The following is a 20238-nucleotide window of genomic DNA, read 5'->3' as shown; positions in this document are numbered from 1 at the left end:
GGGTATGTGCGGGTGCAAATTTAACGGTATTTATACTTTATCTGTATTACCTTCGCTTTTTAATCCGATTATTCTAAATCAAGGCCCCTTTATACCACATGCTGAAGCGGAGAATCCGGCTGTTTATACTTGCGTTTGTGCTGCTAGGCCTGGCCACTACCGTATGGCTGATGCGCCGCCACGACAGAGTAGAGTATCAGGATGTGCTGGTGCTGGGCCACGCCGGCTCCGGTTTCCTGTCGCCCCTGAACCCGTTTAACCCGCTGCCCTCCAACAGCATGGCCTCTATTGTAAAGGCGATGGAGGAGAACGGCGCCGACGGCGTGGAGGTGGACGTGCAGCTGAGCCAGGACGGCGTGCCTATACTTTACCACGACGTCACGCTGGAGAGTATGACCAGGGCGGAGGGCATTATCGATGACCTGCCGGCTGCCGGGGTGGTGGGCCTGAAGTATAGGGGCGGCTTTTTCTACGACCTTTTCCACCAGGAGGAGATCATCACGCTGGAGGCGCTGCTACAGCGCTTTGCCGCTTACCCCGAGCTGCCTTACCTGCACCTGGACCTGCGCAACCAGAACCCGGGCCGCCATTTGTATTATGCTCAGACACTGATGGCCTTGTTGCGTAAGTATGATTATCCTTTGGAACGAATGACGTTCATCTCGCCCAGCCCTGCTTTCCTGAAAGCTTTCCGGGAGGTGGAGCCCCAGGCACAACTGATGATCGACACCGCCGGGGACTTCGAGCAGGCGCTCCGGGAGGCGCAGCACAACCAATTGCAGGGCATCTGCGCCAACGGGCGCGACATCTCGGCCGGGCAGGTGCAGCGGGCAAAGGAGCAGGGGCTGCAAGTGGCGCTCTTCGGTGGCAAGTCGCGCTCCCGCATCGCCCGCATGATCAACATGCAGCCCGACGCCATCCAAGTGGATAACGTGGCCGCCGCGCGCCAGATGCTGGAGTAACATTTGCGGCGGATAAGGCAAACCAAGGCTAAGATTATTACATTTGCATAAAACTATAGAAGTAGATCATACTATGTTCCGAACACATACTTGCGGCGAGCTTCGCCTGGACAACGTTGGCGAAGAGGTAATATTAACGGGTTGGGTGCAGCGCCTCCGCGACAAGGGCGGCATGCTGTGGGTAGACCTGCGCGACCGCTACGGCATCACGCAGCTGACCATGGAAGAGGGCTTTACGCCGGCCGCCATTATGGAGCAGGCGCGTAACCTGGGCCGGGAGTATGTGGTGAAGGTGATCGGCAGGGTAGTGGAGCGCTACTCCAAGAACGACAAGATCCCTACCGGTGACATTGAGCTGCACGTCTCCAAGATTGTGGTGCTGAACCCCTCTAAACTTCCGCCTTTTCTGATCGAGGACGAGACGGACGGCGGCGACGACCTGCGCATGAAGTACCGGTACCTGGACCTGCGCCGCGCCCCGGTGCGCCGCAACCTGGAGCTGCGCCACCGCATGATGCGCGCCACCCGCGACTACCTCAACGGCATTGATTTTATAGAGGTGGAAACCCCTGTGCTGATCAAGTCCACGCCGGAGGGTGCCCGCGACTTCGTGGTGCCCAGCCGCATGAACCCGGGCGAGTTCTATGCCCTGCCCCAGTCGCCCCAAACGTTTAAGCAGCTGCTGATGGTATCGGGCTTCGACAAGTACTTCCAGATCGTGAAGTGCTTCCGCGACGAGGACCTGCGCGCCGACCGCCAGCCGGAGTTCACCCAGATAGACTGCGAAATGTCTTTCGTGACGCAGGAGGACATCCTTCATACCTTTGAGGGTTTTATCACCTATCTCTTTGAGAAGGTAAAAGGCGTTCACATTGGTAAGCTGCCGCGCATGACCTACGCCGACGCCATGAAGTTCTACGGCTCCGATAAGCCGGATACGCGCTTCGAGATGCGTTTTGTGGAGCTCAACCCGCTGGTGAAGAACAAGGGCTTTAAGGTGTTTGACGATGCCGAACTGGTAGTAGGGATCTGCGCCCAGGGAGCCGCCGGCTACACCCGCAAGCAGGTGGATGAGCTGACGGACTTTGTGAAGCGCCCGCAGATCGGTGCCACCGGCTTGGTATATGCCCGCGTGAACGAGGATGGCAGCGTTAAGTCATCAGTTGATAAATTCTATTCTCCCGAGGATCTGGAGGCATGGGCCGCGGCCTTTAACGCCAAACCCGGCGACCTTATCCTTATACTGGCCGGCGATGCCGACAGAACCCGCAAGGCCCTGAATGAGCTGCGCCTGGAGATGGGCACCCGCCTGGGCCTGCGCGACAAGAACGTGTTTGCGCCGCTGTGGGTAGTGGACTTCCCGCTATTGGAGTGGGACGAGGATAGCAAGCGCTACCATGCCATGCACCATCCGTTCACCTCGCCGAAGCTGGAGGACATCGAACTCATCGACGACCGCCCAGGCGATATCCGTGCCAATGCCTATGACATGGTGATCAACGGGGTAGAGGTAGGAGGCGGCTCTATCCGTATCCACAACCGCCGTTTGCAGGAGCAGATGTTCCGTTTGCTGGGCTTCTCCAAGGCAGAGGCCGAGGCGCAGTTTGGCTTCCTGATGAGCGCGTTTGAGTATGGCGCGCCGCCGCACGGGGGCATCGCCTTCGGTTTCGACCGCCTGTGCTCGCTCTTCGGCGGCTCCGACTCCATCCGCGACTACATTGCCTTCCCGAAGAACAACTCCGGCCGCGACGTAATGATCGATGCCCCGGCCCCGATCGCTGACGCACAGCTCGACGAGTTACACATAAACATGAAACAGCTGCCGCACAAGTAACAGTTGTTTCGCCACAGCTTATAGAAGGCCTGCCGCTATTTTCAGTGGCAGGCCTTTTTTTTACCCTCAATTCATACTTTAGAGTATCGATAATGTGGATAACTGTGTGGATTAGAGTATAAAATCAGCCTTTATCCACCCTCTAAAGTATAAATGGCCATAGGAGTGTGGATATGTGGATAACTGGTGTTGAAAGGTGTTTGTGTAACCGCCGTGTCGGGCTTTACGGATTTTACACTTCGTTGAGCAGTTAAAAAGCTTCAGTACACTTTGTGGCGGTGCAGTGTATGAGCGCGGATAGGAAGCTTCTTTGATTGCCTGCTACCGCTCATTAAAAACAAAAAAGGCTGCCCTATGCAGGCAGCCTTTCCTTATAAAGTATAAATCTTGTACTAGAGCAGCTCGCTAACCAGCGCAGGGGCTATACCTAGTAGTATGGTCAGGATAGTTAAAACGATGAGCGTGAAAGCGGTGAAGCTCTCGACACGTACGGGTTTCTGGTTTGCGGCCGGCTGCATGTACATGGCAATCACCACACGGAAGTAGTAGTAGATACCTACTGCGGCAAGTATAACGGCCAGCACCACCAGCCACAGCATGTCTGGGTTCTGCAGCAGGGCGGAGAACACGAAGAACTTTCCGAAGAAACCAGCCGTGAGCGGGATACCACCTAGGGAGAGCATCGATACCGTCATGGAGAAAGCCAGCAGCGGGTTTGTCTTGCCCAGTCCGTTAAAGGCCTCATAGTCGGCGCTTCTCTGCTGGTCCTGCACCAGTTTCAGCACCCCAAAGGCGGCGATGGTGGCCGCGGAGTAAGCCGCGGAGTAGAACAGGATGGAAGTGTCGGAAGACTCGTTGAAGGCTACCAGCGCCATGAGCATGTAGCCGGCATGCGAGATACTGGAGTAAGCCAGCATGCGCTTAAAGCTCGTCTGTATTACGGCACCGATGTTGCCCACCACCAGCGTGAGCACGGTAATGGCCACCAGCGTGGGGAACCAGGCGGCATAGGAAGCCGCAAAGGCAGCCGCCATTAACTTGTAGAACGCTGCCACGCCAGCGGTTTTCACCACGGTGGACATGAAGGCGGTAAAGAAGGTCGGGGTACCATCGTACACATCAGGTGCCCAGAAGTGAAACGGGGCAGCGGAGATCTTGAAGGAGATACCAATCACCAGAACCAGGATGCCCAGCACAAACATGCTGTCCATCACACCGTCGGCTCCGAGTCCGGCCTGCGCAGCGCCAATCTCGGTGATGTTGAACGTGCCGGTGGCGCCGTAGATCATCGCGATGCCAAACAGCATGATGCCGGTAAAGAAAGAGCCCATCAGGAAGTACTTCAGGGCCGCCTCGTTAGAGCGCAGGCTGCTTTTGTCGCTTCCGGCCAGCACATACATGGCGATAGAGAGGATCTCCACACCGATAAAGAGCATGATCAGGTTCTCGTAGCCCACCATCATCACGGCGCCCACCAACGAAAAGAGCAGCAGCGAGTAGTACTCGGCCAGGTTCGAGTCGCCTTTATCGATGTAGCGCTGCGAGAAGGGCAGCAGCAGCAGCGTGGTCAGGGTCATGATGCCGGTGAAAGCCACGGCATAGTTGTCCACGGTCAGCATGTTGCTGAAGTAGGTCTGCGTATCGTTCCAGTCCAGCAGGTTCACGCCAAACACCACTGCTAAAAACACCAGCACCAGCGGCAGCAGCACCTGCTTGTTCTTTGCAAACCCTGCAAAGAGGTTAATGATACCAAACACAGATAGAAGTATGATCGAGGTCATGTCGTCGTATTTCTGTAAAACGCTTTATTCTTAAGAGCCGCTTAGCGGTTAATGATGCTCAGCAGGTTGTTCACGGCAGGCTCCGAGATGCTCAGGAACGTGTTAGGGAACAGGCCGATCCAGAAAACCATCACCACCAGCGGAATCAGCACCGCCTTCTCGTTCAGGGTCAGGTCCGTGAAGCTGGCCGTCAACTCAGACTTCGTGCCGAACATCACCCCCTGGAACATGCGCAGCATGTACACGGCGGCAAGTATGATCGTCAGGCCGGCCACACCGCCAAACCAGGCATTGTACTGGAACACGCCCGACAGCAGCAGGAACTCACCCACAAAGCCGTTTGTCAGCGGAAGTCCGATGGCGCCAAGCAGCAAGACCATAAAGAAGATGGACAGCAGTTTGGCATTCTGCGTGATGCCGCCCAGGCTGGTGATCTCCCGGGTGTTGGTGCGGCTGAAGATGATGTCGATGATGAAGAACAGGCCCACCACGTTGACACCGTGGCTCAGCATCTGGATAACGCCGCCCTGCAGGCCCTGCTCGTTCAGGGTGAAGATACCGGCGGCGATCAGGCCCACGTGCGCAATCGAGGAGTAGGCCACCAGGCGCTTCAGGTCACGCTGGCGAATGGCAATGATAGAGCCGTACACGATGCCGATAATAGCCAGCACTAGCACTACCTCATCCCACTGGCTTACGCCGTAGGGCACCACAGGCAGCAACCAGCGCAGCACGCCGTAGATGCCCATTTTCAACATGATGCCTGAAAGCAGCATGGTGCCCTGCGCAGGCGACTCCGTGTAGGTGTCCGGCTGCCAGGTATGGAACGGGAACACCGGCATCTTGATAGCAAAGGCGACGAAGAGGAACCAGAAGATCCAGCTCTGCGACTCGCTTGAGAGAGATAACTGGTAGAACGCGTTTACATCAGAGGAATGCGTGCCCGGGGTTTGCAGGTACAGGTACACGAAGGCAGCCAGCATGAACAGCGAGCCTAGGATCGTATACACGAAGAACTTGATCGTAACGCGGATGCGGTTGGCACTGCCCCAAACCGCAGCGATAAAGTAGATCGGGATAAGCGCCACCTCCCACATAAAGTAGAACAGGAAGGCATCCATGGCCACAAACACACCGATCAGGCCGGTTTGCATGAACAGGATGAGCGCGTAGAACGCGTTCGGGTTCTTATAGGCGTGCTTGTAGGACGAAAGTATGATCAGCGGCACCAGGAAGGTCGTGAGCAGGACCATCAGCAGGCTGATGCCGTCCATACCAATGCTGAAGCTGATGCCGGCACTTTCAATCCAGGGTAAGCTAAGGGCGAGCTGGGTGGCACCGCTTTGGGTGTCGAATGCTGAGAGAGCGAAAAGTGACAACGCAAATTCTACGAGCGCTGCTACAAAAGCCACTTTCTTGGCACCCTGTCCCTTTATAAGCAGCACCAGAAGCGCGGCAAGGGCAGGCCAGAAAAGTAATAGAGCTGTAATCATCTTCTAAGAACCTTATCCGATAAAGAAGTTTAAAAATAAAATCAGGACGATGCTGAGCACCATTACCATCAGGTAGAAGCCGGTGGCGCCGCTTTGTACGTAGCGCAATGTGCGGCCGCTGTACATGGTCAGCTTTCCGAAACCGTTCACTATGCCGTCTACCACCTGCACGTCCAGCACACGGTGGAACACGGACGATAGCCACATCAGCGGACGCACGATGATAGCATCGTATACTTCGTCAATGTAGTATTTGTGGTAGATCAGGTTGTGGAGAGGAGACAGGCGCTCGCCTTCCGGCGCGGGAACTGTCTTTTTGCTCACATACATGGTGTAAGCGATACCAGCCGCTACCAGGGCTGCCACCACCGATACAGCCATCAGCAGCCATTCAGTGGCATGATCCAGGTGCATTGGCGCTACTGCAGCCGGGTTCGCTACGCTGGCGAACTGGTAAATCGGGGCCAGGTAGTTCTGCAGCACGTGCATGTTCTCGCCAAACACAGGCGGAATTCCCAGGAAACCACCCACAGTGGAAAGTATGGCCAGCACGATCAGTGGCAGCGTCATGGACATCGGCGACTCGTGCAGGTGGCTTTTCTGCGCCTCCGTGCCTCTGAAAGATCCGAAGAAAGTCAGGAACACCAGGCGGAACATGTAGAAGGACGTCATAAACGAGGTGAGCACGCCCAGACCCCACAGCAGTTTGCTATGCTCCCATACATGTGCCAGCAGCTCGTCTTTAGAGAAGAAACCGGCGAAAGGCGGAATACCGGCAATGGCCAGCGTACCGATCAGGAAGGTGACAAACGTGATAGGCAGGTACTTACGCAGGCCACCCATGTAGCGGATGTCCTGCTCGTTGCTCATGGCGTGGATCACGGAGCCCGCACCCAGGAACAGCAGCGCCTTGAAGAACGCGTGCGTGAGCACGTGGAAGATCGAAGAAGAGAAGGCCATCACTCCCAGCGCCAGGAACATGTAGCCCAGCTGCGATACGGTGGAGTAAGCCAGCACCTTCTTGATATCATTCTGCGCCAGGCCGATGGTGGCGGCCACTAATGCTGTCACTACACCCACCACCGCGATAATTTCCATAGTAGTAGGGGCCAGCACGTACAGTACGTTCGAGCGGAGCACCATGTAGATACCGGCCGTTACCATGGTGGCAGCGTGGATCAGGGCCGAAACCGGCGTAGGACCCGCCATCGCATCGGGCAGCCAGGTAAACAGCGGAATCTGTGCACTTTTACCCATGGCACCCACAAACAGCAGCAGCGTAATAGCGATCATTACCGTAGAGTCGATGCCGCCTGTATACTGTGCCGCCTCGGCGAACACCTGCGGGTAAGAAACGGAGCCGAAGGTAACAAAGATCAGGAAAACGCCCAGCAGGAAGCCCAGGTCACCGATGCGGTTCATCACAAAGGCTTTCTTGGCGGCGTTGTTGTAGCTGTTGTTCTTGTTCCAGAAGCCGATCAGCAGGTAGGAGCAAAGGCCCACGCCTTCCCAGCCCACGAACATCATCACGTAGTTGGAGCCCATCACCAGCAGCAGCATCGAGAACATGAACAGGTTGATGAAGGCGAAAAATTTTCCGAAGTTCTCATCGTGGCTCATGTAGCCGGCCGAGTACAGGTGGATCAGGAAACCGATGCCGGTCACCATCAGCATCATCAGCAGCGTCAGCTGGTCGATCAGGAACGAGAAGCCAACCTGCATGCCGCCCACCGAGATCCAGTCGTAGTAATCCACGATGTAGGCGCGGCTGCCGTTGGCCCTGAAGTCAATGAACAGGTAGACCGTGATCAGGAAAGAAGCCAGCACGGTGCCGCTACCAATAAAGCTCACCAGGCCCTTCGCTATGCTGCGGTTGCCCAGTCCGTTGATCAGGAAGCCGGCCAGCGGCAGCAACGGAATAAGCAGACAAAGCAGTGCCATCCCCTGGTTGTTAATCGGCATTACAATCTCTTGCATCAGTATAAAAGTTAAAGCTATTCAGCGTATGTTAGGGCTGTTACCACTTCAGGTAGTTCAGCAGTTGTACATCGGTAGAGCGGATGTTGCGGTAGGTCATCACGATGATGGCCAGGCCAACGGTTACTTCCGCGGCGGCAACCGCCATGATAAAGAAGACGAACACCTGCGCGTTGGTGTCGCCCCGGTACGAGGCCATGGCCGTGAGCAGCAGGTTCACCGAATTCAGCATCAGCTCGATACACATGAAGATCACGATGGCGTTGCGGCGTGTGAGCACTCCGATGACACCGATAACGAAAAGAGCCGCGCTGAAATAAAGGTAATAGTCTAATGGAATGGTCCGGATGACCTCAGGTATATTGTTCATTTTCTGTGTGACTGAACGTATTACTCTTAAAATTCGATCCTAAAATCAAGTCGCAAAGTTATCCCCATTTTTGTAAAAACCATAACATATTTCCTATTCTTATTGGCCCTGCAGGGGCATTGCTACACAGTATTTTCCCATTTCTCAGGCAATCCTTTCATATTCCCTGAAATTACCTTTTCTGGTTCCGGATGAGGCGGCGGATTATACTTTTGGGTACTGTTTGCGTAGCTATGGGAGTTATACTTTATACTTTATGAAGCACCGCTACCTTTTATACTTTCTGATGCCGCTGCTCCTCCTGCAGGCCTGCAAATCCGGGCCGCCTGAGGCAAGCGCCGGCCCCAGTGAAGCCGTTGAGCACATGAAAGAACTGAAACTGACCGCCAGTACCACGCGCACCTTTTTTTACGAGGAGCTGCCCTCCGCCTCCGGGCTGGCGCACGTGCCGGGCGCTTTCTTCGTCCTCGGCGACGACTCCCCCTTCCTCTACCAGCTCAACGAGAAGTATGAGTTGGTGCAGCGCTACCCGCTCTTCGATACCACGGGCGTTGTGAAGGGGCGCATCCCGAAGGATGTGAAACCCGACCTGGAAAGTATGGCCCTCTTTACGTATGGCCGCGACGAGTTGCTGCTGCTGCTGGGCTCGGGCGCCAGCGCGGCCCGCACGAAAGGATACCTGGTTAACCTGTCTGACAAGATGCAGGTGCAGGAGCTGGATCTGAGCCGTTTTTATACTTTCCTCAGGCAGGTGCTGCGCCTGGAGCGGGAGGGCCAGCTAAACCTGGAGGGCCTGGCCATGGATGAAGTATACGTTTACCTGCTGCAGCGGCCGCTCGGGGCTGGCACCAACACGCTTCTCCGTTTCGAGGCCGATGCGTTCAAGGATTTTATACTTGGACGGGGAGAGATGCCCGCTGTTGCCCTGTACCATTTCGCGCTGCCGCAGCTGGGGCAGGTGCGCGCCGGCTTTTCGGGCGCAAGCTCGCTGGAAGGAAAGCTTTTCTTCACGGCCTCTGTGGAGGATACGCCCAATGCCATTGAGGACGGGGAGGTGCACGGGAGCTTTATTGGTGCGATTGATCTGAAGGCCCTGCCTTATGCCTCCGATGCCGCTAACCCGCTGCCGGTGCCGGTCGTGCAGCTCACCAACGAAGACGGCTCCCCCTACAGGGGCAAGGCAGAATCTCTGGTGGTGCTGAAAGGGGAGGAACGAACGTATAAGGTGGTGGTGGTGTCGGATGATGATAAAGGGCACTCGGAGCTGCTGGAGGTGCAACTGGAGGTGGAGTAAGTATAACCAAAGTATAAAAGCAGAAGCCCGGAGTTTATACTTCCGGGCTTCTGCTTTTATACTTGTAAAGTATGGTTTGGCTTAGAAATGGCTCTCGCCGACTTCCCGCTTGCCGATCATCACTGCACCCACCATGGCCACCAGGAACAGCACCGAGGTAAGCTCAAATGGCAACAGGTAGTCCGTGTACAGCACGTAGCCCAAGTTCTCCACCATGCCCACCTGCGAGTCGTAGGTGTCGGGGTTGTAGCCTGCCACGGTAACATCCTTCAGGGCAGAAATCAGCACGATAAAAAGCAGTCCCCCGGCGATGGCACCGGCGAATTTGCTGATGGTAGAGGCTTTCATGGCATTGTCCCCGCCCGTCTTTTTCACATTCAGGAACATGATCACGAAGAGGAAAAGCACCATGATGGCACCGGCGTAGACGATGATGTTCACCACCGCCAGGAACTGTGCGTTAAGCAGCACGTAATGGCCAGAGATGGTAAAGAACGTGATGATCAGGAACAGCACACTATGCACCGGGTTTTTGGATATCACTACCATCAGGGCGCACAGCAGCGTTAGCGAAGCAAGGAAAAAGAACAGGCTCTCCATCAGGCTATTTCGTTTCAGTGGTCTTATTTGGCTCAACCAGGCGGTCTTTGCCGTAAATGAATTCGTCGCGCTCGAAGCGGGCAGGGGCAAGCTTGTCGTCCTGCAGGAAGATGGCCGCCTTCGGACAGGCCTCCTCGCAAAGGCCGCAGAAAATGCAGCGCAGCATGTTCACCTCGTAGGTAACGGCATACTTTTCCTCCCGGTAGAGATGCTCCTCGCCAGCCTTACGCTCGCCAGCCGTCATCGTGATGGCCTCGGCCGGGCAGGCCACGGCGCACAGGCCGCATGCCGTGCAACGCTCAGCGCCATTCTCATCACGCTTCAGCACGTGCAGGCCACGCCACACCGAGCTGCGCTCGCGCGTTTGCTCCGGGTACTGTACGGTCGCTTTCTTCTTGAAGAAGTGCTTTAACGTGATGCCAAGACCCTGGGCAATGGCAGGAAGGTAGGCGCGTTCTGCGAACGTCATCTCCTTCTGTGCCACTTCCTTTCTTCTATTTGATAGTGGTTCCATTTCTAGTCAGTTCTGAGTGTTGTGCAGGCAAGTATACTTTAACAGGCTACCTGCCGCTAACATTCAAATTTCGATACTATAGTTTAAAAAAAGTAGTCTTTCAGCAGAATTCCGCCCGCTGTCAGCAGGATGTTCAGGATCGCCAGCGGGAACAGGATATTCCAGCCCAGCTTCATCAGTTGGTCGTAGCGGAAGCGTGGTAGCGTCCAGCGTACCCACATAAAGAAGAAGATGAACAGGAAGATCTTAATGAACATCGCCACCACCCCTACAATCGTCACTACGTTGTTGGCCAGTACCGGGTCGCTGATGGCCTGGCGCAGGTTCTCCATGAACGGGAAGTTGTAGGCGCCAAAGTATAAAGTCGACATCACCGCTGATACCACGAAGATGTTGATATACTCGGCAAACAGGTACATGCCCAGTTTCATGGAGCCATACTCGGTGTGGTATCCCCCGATCAGCTCGGCCTCAGACTCCGGTAAGTCGAAAGGGGTACGGTTCGTCTCGGCAAAGGCGCAGACCAGAAAGATCAGAAAGCCCAGCGGCTGGTACCAGATGTTCCAGTTAAAGCCTGCCTGCTGCGCTGCTATCTCGCGCAGCGAAAGCGATCCTGTCAGCATCAGCACCGCGATGAGGGAAAGGCCCATGGCTAGTTCGTAGCTGATGTTCTGCGAGGCGGCACGGATGGCGCCCAGCAGCGAGAACTTGTTGTTGGAGGCCCAGCCACCGATCATCAGACCATACACTCCCAGCGATACCACACCAAAAATGTACAGCACCCCGATGTTTACCTCAATGGCCTGCAGGTATACCTCGCGGCCACCCACAATCAGCATATCGCCAAACGGAATAACCGCGCTCGACATGGTAGCCACCAGCATGGCCACGCCCGGACCAAGTATAAACAGCGCCTTGTTGGCCTTGGCAGGGATAAAGTCCTCTTTAAAGAAGAGCTTGCCGGCATCGGCCAGCGGCTGCAGCAAACCCGCCGGACCGGCACGGTTCGGGCCCACGCGGTCCTGGATAAAGGCTGCTATCTTACGCTCAAAGTATGTCGAGTAGGTGGCTATCAGCAGGGTGATGCCGAAGATAACCAGGATGTAAATCGCTTTGTATAGTAGGTCTACAGACTCCATTGCTTATTCCTGTGGCAGGTTTTTCTTGGTGGATGTTGGCAGGTTTGGCACGATCGGAACGTTGACTACCGGCAACTCATAGTGGTTGGCCGAGATAACGGAGTTCCTGTCTATGTTGCGCGGTCCTTCGATGGTCCAGTCCTTCACCTCTTTCTTATCAAAGCGGCAGGTGTTACAGATAAACTCCTCCACCTCGCCGTACTGGTCTTTGCGGGCTGTTACGCGCAGCACTTCCTCGCCGCGAGTCCATAGCGTCACCTTGCCGGAGCAGGTAGGGCAGTCGCGGTGCGCGTCCATCGGCTTTGTGAACCACACACGGTTCTTAAAGCGCCACGTCTTGTCTGTCAGGGCGCCCACCGGGCACACGTCGATCACGTTTCCGGAGAAGTCGTTGTCGATCACGTTCTCAATGTAGGTTCCGATCTCAGCGGCATCGCCACGTCCTAGCACGCCATGTACGCGGTTGTCCGTGATCTGGTCGGCCGTGTACACGCAGCGGTAGCACAGGATGCAGCGCGTCATGTGCAGCTGGATGTACGGGCCCAGGTCCACCTTATTGAACGTGCGGCGCTCTTCCTCAAAACGCTGCCCGCTTACACCGTGCTCGTAAGAAAGGTCCTGCAGGTCGCACTCGCCCGCCTGGTCGCAGATAGGGCAGTCCAGGGGGTGGTTGATGAGCAGCATTTCCACGATGCCTTTGCGGGCGTTCAGCACGTCCTCATTGGTCGTGTTCTCCACCACCATGCCGTCCTGTACCTGCGTGATGCACGAGGCAACCAGCTTGGGCATAGGGCGTGGGTCTTTGGTTGAGCCCTGTGTAACTTTTACAAGGCACACACGGCACTTGCCGCCACTGCCCTTTAATGGAGTATAGAAACACATGGCAGGAGGCACCACGTGCCCACCGATTTTTCTGGCGGCCTGCAGGATGGTAGTTCCATCTTCTACCTCTACCTCAATGCCATCGAATGTTATTTTAGCCATTTTTATGATCGTTGTTCGTTATCGGTTGTTCGTTGATCGCGAACACCTGAACGATTTAAGCTATACTTTCCTTCTTAGGATGTTAATTTATACTTTCTCTTTTTGTCATCCTGTAAGGATCTTGGTAGCTAATAGAAAAGACTTAACCTCCCTTCAACCAAGTTTCTTTCAGAATGACAGAGATAAGTCTATTCTTAAGCCGTTACTTCGGCCAGCTGACCCCTGTACACCGCGCCTGGGGCTGTGGCCTCTTGCGGGTGCTTGATGTGCCACTCAAACTCCTCGCGGAAGTGGCGGATAGCGGCTGCTACCGGCCAGGCGGCCGCATCGCCCAGCGGGCAGATCGTGTTCCCCTCAATTTGCTTGGCTACGCTTACCAGTAGGTCGATGTCCTGCTGATGGCCGTGGCCGTACTCAATGCGGTGCAGCACTTTCTCCATCCAGCCGGTACCCTCACGGCATGGGCTACACTGGCCGCACGACTCGTGGTGGTAGAAGCGGGCATAGTTCCACGTGTTACGCACGATGCACTGGTCCTCATCAAACACGATAAAGGCACCCGAACCCAGCATGGAGCCGCTTACAAAGCCACCGTCAGACAATGATTCGTAGGACATCAGGCGATCTTCGCCGGCTGCCGTTTTAAGGATCAGGTTGGTTGGCAGGATTGGCACAGAGGAACCTCCCGGCACCACGGCCTTCAGTTGCTTGCCTTTCCAGATGCCGCCGCAATACTGGTCTGAGTAGATGAATTCTTCTACCGGCACACCCAGTTCGATTTCGTACACGCCCGGCTTGTTGATGTTGCCGCTGGCTGAGATCAGCTTGGTGCCCGTGCTGCGGCCGATGCCTATTTTGGCGTACTCGGCACCGGTGTTGTTCACAATCCAAGGCACAGAGGCAATGGTCTCCACGTTATTCACTACGGTTGGGCTCTGGAACAGACCTTTCACCGCCGGGAAGGGGGGCTTGTTACGCGGGTTGCCGCGTTTGCCCTCCAGTGACTCCAGCAGGGCTGTTTCCTCGCCGCAGATATAAGCGCCACCACCCGGCGCCACGTGCAGGTCCAGGTCGTAACCGGAGCCAAGTATGTTCTTGCCCAGCAAACCGGCCGCATACGCTTCCGCGATGGCTTTCTCCAGGATACGCAGCACGAACAACAGCTCGCCGCGGATGTAGATGTAAGATTTATTGGCTCCCAGCGCGTAGCTCGACGTGATCATGCCCTCCACCAGCGCGTGCGGGTTGTGCTCCATGAACCAGCGGTCCTTGAAGGTGCCCGGCTCCGACTCGTCGGCGTTGCACACCAGGTAACGCGGAATGCCCTCCGGCTTGGCCAGGAAGCTCCATTTCATACCTGTCGGGAAGCCGGCGCCACCGCGGCCACGAAGGCCCGATGTCTTCACCTCTTCCACCACCTCTTCCGGAGACATCGTTTTCAGGGCTTTCTCTACAGACTTGTAGCCGCCGTGCTTACGGTATACTTCCAGCGTTTCGATGCCGGGAACGTTGATATGCTCAGTTAATATTTTAAGTCCCATTGTAGCAGGATATATAGCTTGGCAGTTGCTTTACCGGCTTCTGCCTGTTTATACTTTATTAGTGACTGACCAAGGAGCTTTTGACAAAGGACGAAAGAGGTGATGCAAGTATAAAGTCTTTTGTCTGATGGTCTTTTGTCAGAAGTCCTTAAATACTACTTCAGATGATGCGGCTTTTCGGCTTCGCTGTGGCGCATGGTCTCCAGGAACTCGTCCAGCTTCTCCTCGCTGTCGATGTTCTCGTAGAACTTTTCACGCACCTGCAGCATCGGGCCTGAGCCACACGAGGCTAGACACTCCACCGGCTTGAGTGTGAACATGCCGTCGGCGCTTGTCTCGCCTTCCTCAATGTTCAGCTTCTGCTTGATCATGTCGATGACCTGGTCGGCGCCACGCAGGCAGCAAGGGCCGGTGCGGCATACTTCCAGCACATGCTTTCCAACCGGCTTGAGGTTGAACATGGTGTAGAACGTGGCCACCTCGTATACTTCGATCGGCTGTATGTTCAGGATCTGGGCTACTTTGTCCATCACCTCCGGGCTAACCCATCCGCCGGATTCCGCCTGCGCAATGTGCAGGATGGGAAGTATAGCAGACTTCTGGCGCCCTTCCGGGTAGTGGCTGATGTAGCGCTGGATCTCGGCCATGGCCTCATCAGAAAACTTTACTTCGTTTATTGTCTCTGCCATTTTTCAGTTGTCATTGATCAGTTGTGAGGGACCAATGTTAAATGGTAAATGATAAATGTTTATGCGTCCAGCTCGCCGGCGATCACGTTCAGACTGCTCAGCGTCAGGATCGCGTCAGCCAGCTGCCCACCTTTGATCATCTCAGTATAAGCCTGGTAGTAAATAAAGCACGGGCGGCGGAAGTGCAGGCGGTACGGTGTGCGGCCCCCGTCAGAGATCAGGTAGAAGCCCAACTCGCCGTTGCCACCCTCCACGCTGTGGTATACTTCGCCAACCGGAGCGTCCACCTCACCCATCACAATCTTAAAGTGATAAATCAGGGCTTCCATGCTAGTGTATACTTTCTGCTTGGGTGGCAGGTAGTAATGCGGCGCGTCGGCGTGGTATGAGCCCTCGGGCAGGTTTTTGTAAGCCTGCTCAATAATCCTAAGGCTTTGCCATACTTCCTCGTTGCGCACCAGGTAACGGTCGTAGGTGTCGCCTTTGGCGCCTACCGGTATCTCGAAATCGAAGTCGTCGTAGGAAGAGTAGGGGTTCATCACGCGCACGTCGTAGTCTACGCCGGTGGCACGCAGGTTCGGGCCGGTAAAGCCGTAGTTCAGGGCACGCTCCGCAGAGATGGCGCCCACGCCCACGGTCCGGTCAATGAAGATGCGGTTGCGGGTCAGCATTTTCTCAAACTCCGCCCATACTTTCGGGAAGCGCTTGAGGAACTCGTCGATCATGTGCAGGGCCTTCGGCGAGAGGTCGCGCTCCATGCCCCCGATGCGGCCCATGTTCGTCGTCAGGCGGGCGCCGCATACTTCCTCGTAAATATCGTAGATATGCTCGCGCTCCTGCATCACGTACAGGAAGCCGGTGAAGGCGCCGGAGTCCACTCCCAGGATCGAGTTACAGATCAGGTGGTCGGAGATACGGGCCAGCTCCATCATGATCACGCGGATGTACTGCGCGCGCTTCGGTATTTCGATGCCCAGCAGCTTCTCCACCGTCATGTGATACCCCATGTTATTGATAGGGGCGGAGCAGTAGTTCATGCGGTCGGTCAGCGGCGTGATCTGGTAAAATGGCCGGCGCTCCGCAATCTTCTCGAAGGCGCGGTGGATGTAGCCGATGGTTGGCACCGCATCCACGATTACCTCCCCGTCCATTTGCAGGATGTTCTGGAAAATGCCGTGCGTGGCCGGGTGGGTCGGGCCCAGGTTCAGCGTGGTAAGCGGCCGCTCTTCCTCAAGGGCGAGTCCGTGGTCTTGACGGAACTGCTCTATATCGGTAAGCTCGGCGGGTTTATGTTCAGTAGCCATGATGGTCTCCTTTTTCTGTCAGCTATAGTTGTTGGTAACTATAAATCTGGCTTAACGTCCGAAATAAGTGTTGATCTTATCTTCCCGTGTCTGGTCTTCCAGCGGGTACTGCTTCAGCATCGGGTGGTACTCCATCTCCTCTATGTTGAGGATACGGGTCAGGTTCGGGTGGCCGATAAACTTAAAGCCGTAAAAGTCAAAGGCTTCGCGCTCCATCCAGTTGGCGGTGGCGTACAGGTCTGTCATAGTCGGCATCACCGCGTCATCCATAGGCATGTATACTTTTATGCGGATGCGGTAATTGTGGCGCAGGCTGTGTTTCTGGTACATCATGCACATTTCCTTGTCGCCCTGGCCGGGGAAGTGGATGCCGCACATGGTGGTCAGGAAGCTGATCTGCAGTTCCTCGTCGTCGCGCAGGTATTTGATCAGGTCGTGAATCGTCTCGCGGTTGGTGGTGATCGTCATGATGCCATCCGGGTTCATCGCGTCCCAGATGTTCTCTTCCCCAAACTCGCTGATGATCTTGCCGAGTACGTTTTCGTTCGTAAGCTCCATGCTGCTTATTTAATGTTGTAAGAGGCTAAGAGTGCCTGATATTCCGGGGAGTCGCGGCGGCGAAGCGATTCGCTTTCGGCCAGCTCCTGCACGCGCATCAACCCGTCCAGGATCTGCTCCGGGCGCGGCGGGCAGCCGGGCACGTACACGTCCACCGGCACCACGCGGTCGATGCCCTGCAGTACCGAGTAGGTGTCGAAGATACCGCCTGAGGAGGCGCAGGCACCCACTGCGATCACCCAGCGCGGCTCGGCCATCTGCTCGTACACCTGCTTTACCACCGGGCCCATCTTCTTGGCAATGGTACCCATTACCATCAGGATGTCGGCCTGGCGGGGCGAGAAGCTTGGGCGCTCCGAGCCAAAGCGGGAAATGTCATAGTTGGAGCCCATGGTGGCCATGTACTCGATGCCGCAGCAGGAAGTGGCGAACGGCAGCGGCCACAGCGAGTGCTTACGGGCAAGTCCTACTACTTTTTCTAAGGAAGTGGCAAAAAAACCCGCTCCGGAAATACCATCCGGGGCCTCCGCCATCATTATGTCTTTATTCGTATCGCTCATGTCGAGATTATTTTGTTGCACTGAAAGTATGGTATAAACCAGCTACAGAACAACGGTTAATTCTCAAAAGTTTAATATTCGTGGTCTACTTAAGAATGCCCTTCTTGATCTCGTAAAAGAAGCCCGCCAGCAATACGCCCAGGAAAACCAGCATCGGCAAGAAGAAGTCCAGGCCATACTCGCGGAAGTTCACCGCCCAGGGATACATGAAGATGATCTCCACGTCGAACAGCACGAACAGGATGGCCGTGATAAAGTACTTGTAGGAGATCGGTGTGCGGGCATCCCCCACCGACTCGATACCACTTTCAAAGGCGGCGCCCTTTACCTCGCTGGTTCGCTTGGGGCCAAGGATGTGGGTGAGCACCAGTGCAAAAATCACAAACCCGAGTGCGGCCGCAAACTGGATAAAAATTGGCAGGTAATCCGACGGTAAATACTGATTTACAGATGGTTCCATAACACTGTATCGCTTTCTTAAGATTTGGGAGCAAAATTAGGTATAAATAGCCATTAATCAAAAGTATAAGCCAAGTGTAAAATACCATAAAAGCCGCATAAGCGGGAAGTTCTCAGAAAATGAAGTTAAAACAACATTTTTAGCCGCTGAGGTGCCGGAGGGGCAAACAAAAAGCCGCACCCTCTTGCGGGGCGCGGCCTCTGTTACAGGTATGATTATACTTTAAAGTATGGCTTACTTGTTCTCGCCCAGGAACGGGTAACGGTAATCCACAGGCGGTACAAAAGTTTCCTTAATGGAGCGGGCAGACACCCAGCGCAGCAGGTTCAGCATGGAGCCGGCCTTGTCGTTGGTGCCGGAGGCGCGGGCGCCACCGAACGGCTGCTGGCCCACCACGGCGCCGGTTGGCTTGTCGTTGATGTAGAAGTTACCGGCCGCCTGGTCCAGGCGCTTGGTGGCATACTCCACTATGTAGCGGTCCTGAGAGAAAATAGCACCGGTCAGTGCGTACGGCGATGTGGAATTCACCAGTTCCACGGTGTCCTCGAAGTTGTTCTCATCATACACGTAGAGCGTTATAACGGGCCCGAAGATCTCCTCGCACATGGTGATGTACTGTGGGTTGTGCGACAGCAGTACCGTTGGCTCGATAAAGTAACCTTTCGACTTGTCATAGTTACCGCCGGCGATCACCTCCACCTCATTGCTCTCCTTGGCATTGTCGATGTAGCGGGCAATCTTATCAAAGGACTTCTCGTCGATCACAGCGTTGATGAAGTTGCCGAAATCCTCCGGCGCGCCCATCTTAAACGACTTCAGGTCTTCGATCACGTAGCCTTTCACCTCGTCCCACAGGTTGCTCGGGATGTAGGCGCGCGAGGCGGCAGAGCACTTCTGGCCCTGGAACTCAAAGGCGCCGCGTGAGATGGCCGTAGCCAGCGCCTTGGCATCGGCAGACTTGTGAGCAAGTATAAAATCCTTGCCGCCGGTCTCGCCCACAATGCGCGGGTAGGTTTTATACTTGTGGATGTTGTTGCCGATGGTTTTCCAGATGTTCTGAAACACGCCGGTGCTGCCCGTAAAGTGGATGCCGGCAAAGTCAGCGTGGCTGAAGATCACGTCTCCGGCCGTCGGGCCGTCCACATACACCAGGTTGATCACGCCATCCGGCAGGCCCGCTTCGCGGAACAGCTCCATGATCATCTGGGCCGCGTAGATCTGCGTATTGGCTGGCTTCCAAACCACCACGTTACCCATCATAGCCACAGAGGAAGGCAGGTTGCCGGCAATAGCCGTGAAGTTGAACGGCGTGAGCGCGAACACAAAACCCTCCAGCGGGCGGTGCTCCATGCGGTTCCAAACGCCCGGCGATGACTCCGGCTGCATGTGGTAGATCTCGGTGGCATACTGCACGTTGAAGCGCAGGAAGTCGATCAGCTCGCAGGCAGCGTCGATCTCGGCCTGGTAGGCGTTCTTGGACTGGCCCAGCATGGTGGCAGCGTTCAATCTTGCTCTCCAGGGGCCTGCCAGCAGCTCGGCGGCCTTCAGGAAGATGCTCACGCGGTGCTCCCAGCCCATGGCAGCCCAGGACTCACGCGCGGCAAGCGCCGCGTTTATCGCCTGTTCCACGTGGGACGCGTCGCCCTCGCTGAAGTGGCCCAGGATGTGCTGGTGGTCGTGCGGCTGCACCAGGGGCTTTTTGTTGTCGGTGTATACTTTGTCGCCGCCGATGTACATGGGCACATCCAGCTGCTGCGACTTCAGTTCTTTATAGGTGCGCTGCAGTTCTTCGCGCTCCGGAGAACCCGGTGCATACGATTTCACAGGCTCATTTACTGGGGTGGGTACTTTAAAAAATCCGGTTGCCATTACGTATATCGTTACAGATTCAGAATTAAATATTTATACTTTATTTACGGCCCTGAAGGCCATTTATACAAAGATAAGGCTTATTATTTGATTTTTTGGCATGAAACGGCCCTGGCTTTGGCCGGGGTGGGGCATCCTGCTTCGGGTGTGCGTAAGTATGGCATTCATGCGCGTAGCGGGTGCCGTGGCTATACTTTGTATCGTGTGTTGCTAAATCTAGCTATACCTATTCCATTATATCTCTAAATTATTTATAACTTGATAGCGAGTAAGTAACGAATTGCGCACTTGTTCCCACATAAAAAGTTA

General features: G+C 55.4%; 18 protein-coding genes. 3 read left to right on the top strand and 15 right to left on the bottom strand.

Annotation, left to right across the window (positions count from 1 at the left end; translation table 11 throughout):
• Positions 1-98: 98 nt before the first annotated feature.
• Together A3841_RS01920 and aspS are read left to right on the top strand one after the other, a co-directional pair.
• The gene (locus A3841_RS01920) at positions 99-962 is read left to right on the top strand and encodes a glycerophosphodiester phosphodiesterase (RefSeq protein WP_073850582.1); all 864 of its coding nucleotides are present in this window, start codon (positions 99-101) and stop codon (positions 960-962) included.
• Positions 963-1035: 73 nt separating this feature from the next.
• Positions 1036-2796: an aspartate--tRNA ligase gene (gene aspS / locus A3841_RS01915; RefSeq protein WP_073850581.1), complete on the top strand. Its 1761-nt coding sequence runs from the start codon at positions 1036-1038 to the stop codon at positions 2794-2796.
• Between the two features lie 392 nt (positions 2797-3188).
• On the opposite strand, the gene A3841_RS01910 is transcribed toward aspS, so the two are convergent.
• From A3841_RS01910 to nuoK, 4 genes are read right to left on the bottom strand one after another with little or no spacing between them, the layout of a single operon-like run.
• Positions 3189-4577 carry an NADH-quinone oxidoreductase subunit N gene (locus A3841_RS01910; protein WP_073850580.1) on the bottom strand — a complete coding sequence of 463 codons (1389 nt, stop codon included), beginning with the start codon at positions 4575-4577 and terminating at the stop codon, positions 3189-3191.
• A gap of 41 nt (positions 4578-4618) precedes the next feature.
• On the bottom strand, positions 4619-6070 hold the full coding sequence (locus A3841_RS01905; RefSeq protein WP_073850579.1) for a complex I subunit 4 family protein: 1452 nt from the start codon (positions 6068-6070) through the stop codon (positions 4619-4621).
• Between the two features lie 12 nt (positions 6071-6082).
• On the bottom strand, positions 6083-8047 hold the full coding sequence (nuoL, locus tag A3841_RS01900; RefSeq protein ID WP_083610138.1) for an NADH-quinone oxidoreductase subunit L: 1965 nt from the start codon (positions 8045-8047) through the stop codon (positions 6083-6085).
• Positions 8048-8087: 40 nt separating this feature from the next.
• Complete coding sequence (gene nuoK, locus A3841_RS01895; protein WP_073850578.1) at positions 8088-8417, bottom strand: NADH-quinone oxidoreductase subunit NuoK; 330 nt, start codon at positions 8415-8417, stop codon at positions 8088-8090.
• A 256-nt stretch (positions 8418-8673) separates the two neighbouring features.
• Between nuoK and A3841_RS01890 the strand changes: the two genes are divergently transcribed.
• Complete coding sequence (locus A3841_RS01890) at positions 8674-9711, top strand: DUF6929 family protein (protein ID WP_083610136.1); 1038 nt, start codon at positions 8674-8676, stop codon at positions 9709-9711.
• A gap of 81 nt (positions 9712-9792) precedes the next feature.
• Here A3841_RS01890 and A3841_RS01885 read toward each other — a convergent pair whose 3' ends face one another.
• From A3841_RS01885 to pruA, 11 genes are all read right to left on the bottom strand, one after another.
• The gene (locus A3841_RS01885; RefSeq protein ID WP_073850577.1) at positions 9793-10311 is read right to left on the bottom strand and encodes an NADH-quinone oxidoreductase subunit J family protein; all 519 of its coding nucleotides are present in this window, start codon (positions 10309-10311) and stop codon (positions 9793-9795) included.
• 4 nt (positions 10312-10315) lie between these two features.
• Positions 10316-10825 (bottom strand): NuoI/complex I 23 kDa subunit family protein, encoded by a 510-nt coding sequence (locus A3841_RS01880; RefSeq protein ID WP_073850576.1) that lies wholly within the window; start codon positions 10823-10825, stop codon positions 10316-10318.
• A gap of 83 nt (positions 10826-10908) precedes the next feature.
• Positions 10909-11964 carry an NADH-quinone oxidoreductase subunit NuoH gene (nuoH, locus tag A3841_RS01875; protein ID WP_073850575.1) on the bottom strand — a complete coding sequence of 352 codons (1056 nt, stop codon included), beginning with the start codon at positions 11962-11964 and terminating at the stop codon, positions 10909-10911.
• Between the two features lie 3 nt (positions 11965-11967).
• On the bottom strand, positions 11968-12948 hold the full coding sequence (locus A3841_RS01870) for a 2Fe-2S iron-sulfur cluster-binding protein (RefSeq protein ID WP_073850574.1): 981 nt from the start codon (positions 12946-12948) through the stop codon (positions 11968-11970).
• Positions 12949-13142: 194 nt separating this feature from the next.
• A complete protein-coding gene (nuoF, locus tag A3841_RS01865; protein ID WP_073850573.1) occupies positions 13143-14489 on the bottom strand; it encodes an NADH-quinone oxidoreductase subunit NuoF in 1347 nt (448 codons plus the stop codon).
• A gap of 155 nt (positions 14490-14644) precedes the next feature.
• Positions 14645-15178: an NADH-quinone oxidoreductase subunit NuoE family protein gene (locus A3841_RS01860; protein ID WP_073850572.1), complete on the bottom strand. Its 534-nt coding sequence runs from the start codon at positions 15176-15178 to the stop codon at positions 14645-14647.
• A gap of 59 nt (positions 15179-15237) precedes the next feature.
• Positions 15238-16482, bottom strand: a complete 1245-nt coding sequence (gene nuoD / locus A3841_RS01855) for an NADH dehydrogenase (quinone) subunit D (protein ID WP_073850571.1) — start codon at positions 16480-16482, stop codon at positions 15238-15240.
• A gap of 51 nt (positions 16483-16533) precedes the next feature.
• Positions 16534-17040 carry an NADH-quinone oxidoreductase subunit C gene (locus A3841_RS01850; RefSeq protein ID WP_073850570.1) on the bottom strand — a complete coding sequence of 169 codons (507 nt, stop codon included), beginning with the start codon at positions 17038-17040 and terminating at the stop codon, positions 16534-16536.
• Positions 17041-17045: 5 nt separating this feature from the next.
• Complete coding sequence (locus A3841_RS01845; RefSeq protein ID WP_073850569.1) at positions 17046-17600, bottom strand: NADH-quinone oxidoreductase subunit B; 555 nt, start codon at positions 17598-17600, stop codon at positions 17046-17048.
• Between the two features lie 85 nt (positions 17601-17685).
• Positions 17686-18060, bottom strand: a complete 375-nt coding sequence (locus tag A3841_RS01840; RefSeq protein WP_073850568.1) for an NADH-quinone oxidoreductase subunit A — start codon at positions 18058-18060, stop codon at positions 17686-17688.
• Between the two features lie 234 nt (positions 18061-18294).
• The gene (gene pruA / locus A3841_RS01835) at positions 18295-19929 is read right to left on the bottom strand and encodes an L-glutamate gamma-semialdehyde dehydrogenase (protein ID WP_073850567.1); all 1635 of its coding nucleotides are present in this window, start codon (positions 19927-19929) and stop codon (positions 18295-18297) included.
• Between the last annotated feature and the right edge of the window lie 309 nt (positions 19930-20238).

This window comes from Pontibacter flavimaris (assembly GCF_001907195.1).
GTDB classification, from domain to species: Bacteria; Bacteroidota; Bacteroidia; order Cytophagales; family Hymenobacteraceae; genus Pontibacter; species Pontibacter flavimaris.
Note: the sequence above shows the minus strand (reverse complement) of the source record. Positions and strands in the feature narration are given on the sequence as shown.

Excerpts from the sequence above, each read along its gene's own strand:
- A3841_RS01920 (WP_073850582.1), top strand. The coding sequence starts at position 99 with ATGCTGAAGCGGAGAATCCGGCTGTTTATACTTGCGTTTGTGCTGCTA.
- aspS (WP_073850581.1), top strand. The coding sequence starts at position 1,036 with ATGTTCCGAACACATACTTGCGGCGAGCTTCGCCTGGACAACGTTGGC.
- A3841_RS01910 (WP_073850580.1), bottom strand. The coding sequence starts at position 4,577 with ATGACCTCGATCATACTTCTATCTGTGTTTGGTATCATTAACCTCTTT.
- A3841_RS01905 (WP_073850579.1), bottom strand. The coding sequence starts at position 6,070 with ATGATTACAGCTCTATTACTTTTCTGGCCTGCCCTTGCCGCGCTTCTG.
- nuoL (WP_083610138.1), bottom strand. The coding sequence starts at position 8,047 with ATGCAAGAGATTGTAATGCCGATTAACAACCAGGGGATGGCACTGCTT.
- nuoK (WP_073850578.1), bottom strand. The coding sequence starts at position 8,417 with ATGAACAATATACCTGAGGTCATCCGGACCATTCCATTAGACTATTAC.
- A3841_RS01890 (WP_083610136.1), top strand. The coding sequence starts at position 8,674 with ATGAAGCACCGCTACCTTTTATACTTTCTGATGCCGCTGCTCCTCCTG.
- A3841_RS01885 (WP_073850577.1), bottom strand. The coding sequence starts at position 10,311 with ATGGAGAGCCTGTTCTTTTTCCTTGCTTCGCTAACGCTGCTGTGCGCC.
- A3841_RS01880 (WP_073850576.1), bottom strand. The coding sequence starts at position 10,825 with ATGGAACCACTATCAAATAGAAGAAAGGAAGTGGCACAGAAGGAGATG.
- nuoH (WP_073850575.1), bottom strand. The coding sequence starts at position 11,964 with ATGGAGTCTGTAGACCTACTATACAAAGCGATTTACATCCTGGTTATC.
- A3841_RS01870 (WP_073850574.1), bottom strand. The coding sequence starts at position 12,948 with ATGGCTAAAATAACATTCGATGGCATTGAGGTAGAGGTAGAAGATGGA.
- nuoF (WP_073850573.1), bottom strand. The coding sequence starts at position 14,489 with ATGGGACTTAAAATATTAACTGAGCATATCAACGTTCCCGGCATCGAA.
- A3841_RS01860 (WP_073850572.1), bottom strand. The coding sequence starts at position 15,178 with ATGGCAGAGACAATAAACGAAGTAAAGTTTTCTGATGAGGCCATGGCC.
- nuoD (WP_073850571.1), bottom strand. The coding sequence starts at position 16,482 with ATGGCTACTGAACATAAACCCGCCGAGCTTACCGATATAGAGCAGTTC.
- A3841_RS01850 (WP_073850570.1), bottom strand. The coding sequence starts at position 17,040 with ATGGAGCTTACGAACGAAAACGTACTCGGCAAGATCATCAGCGAGTTT.
- A3841_RS01845 (WP_073850569.1), bottom strand. The coding sequence starts at position 17,600 with ATGAGCGATACGAATAAAGACATAATGATGGCGGAGGCCCCGGATGGT.
- A3841_RS01840 (WP_073850568.1), bottom strand. The coding sequence starts at position 18,060 with ATGGAACCATCTGTAAATCAGTATTTACCGTCGGATTACCTGCCAATT.
- pruA (WP_073850567.1), bottom strand. The coding sequence starts at position 19,929 with ATGGCAACCGGATTTTTTAAAGTACCCACCCCAGTAAATGAGCCTGTG.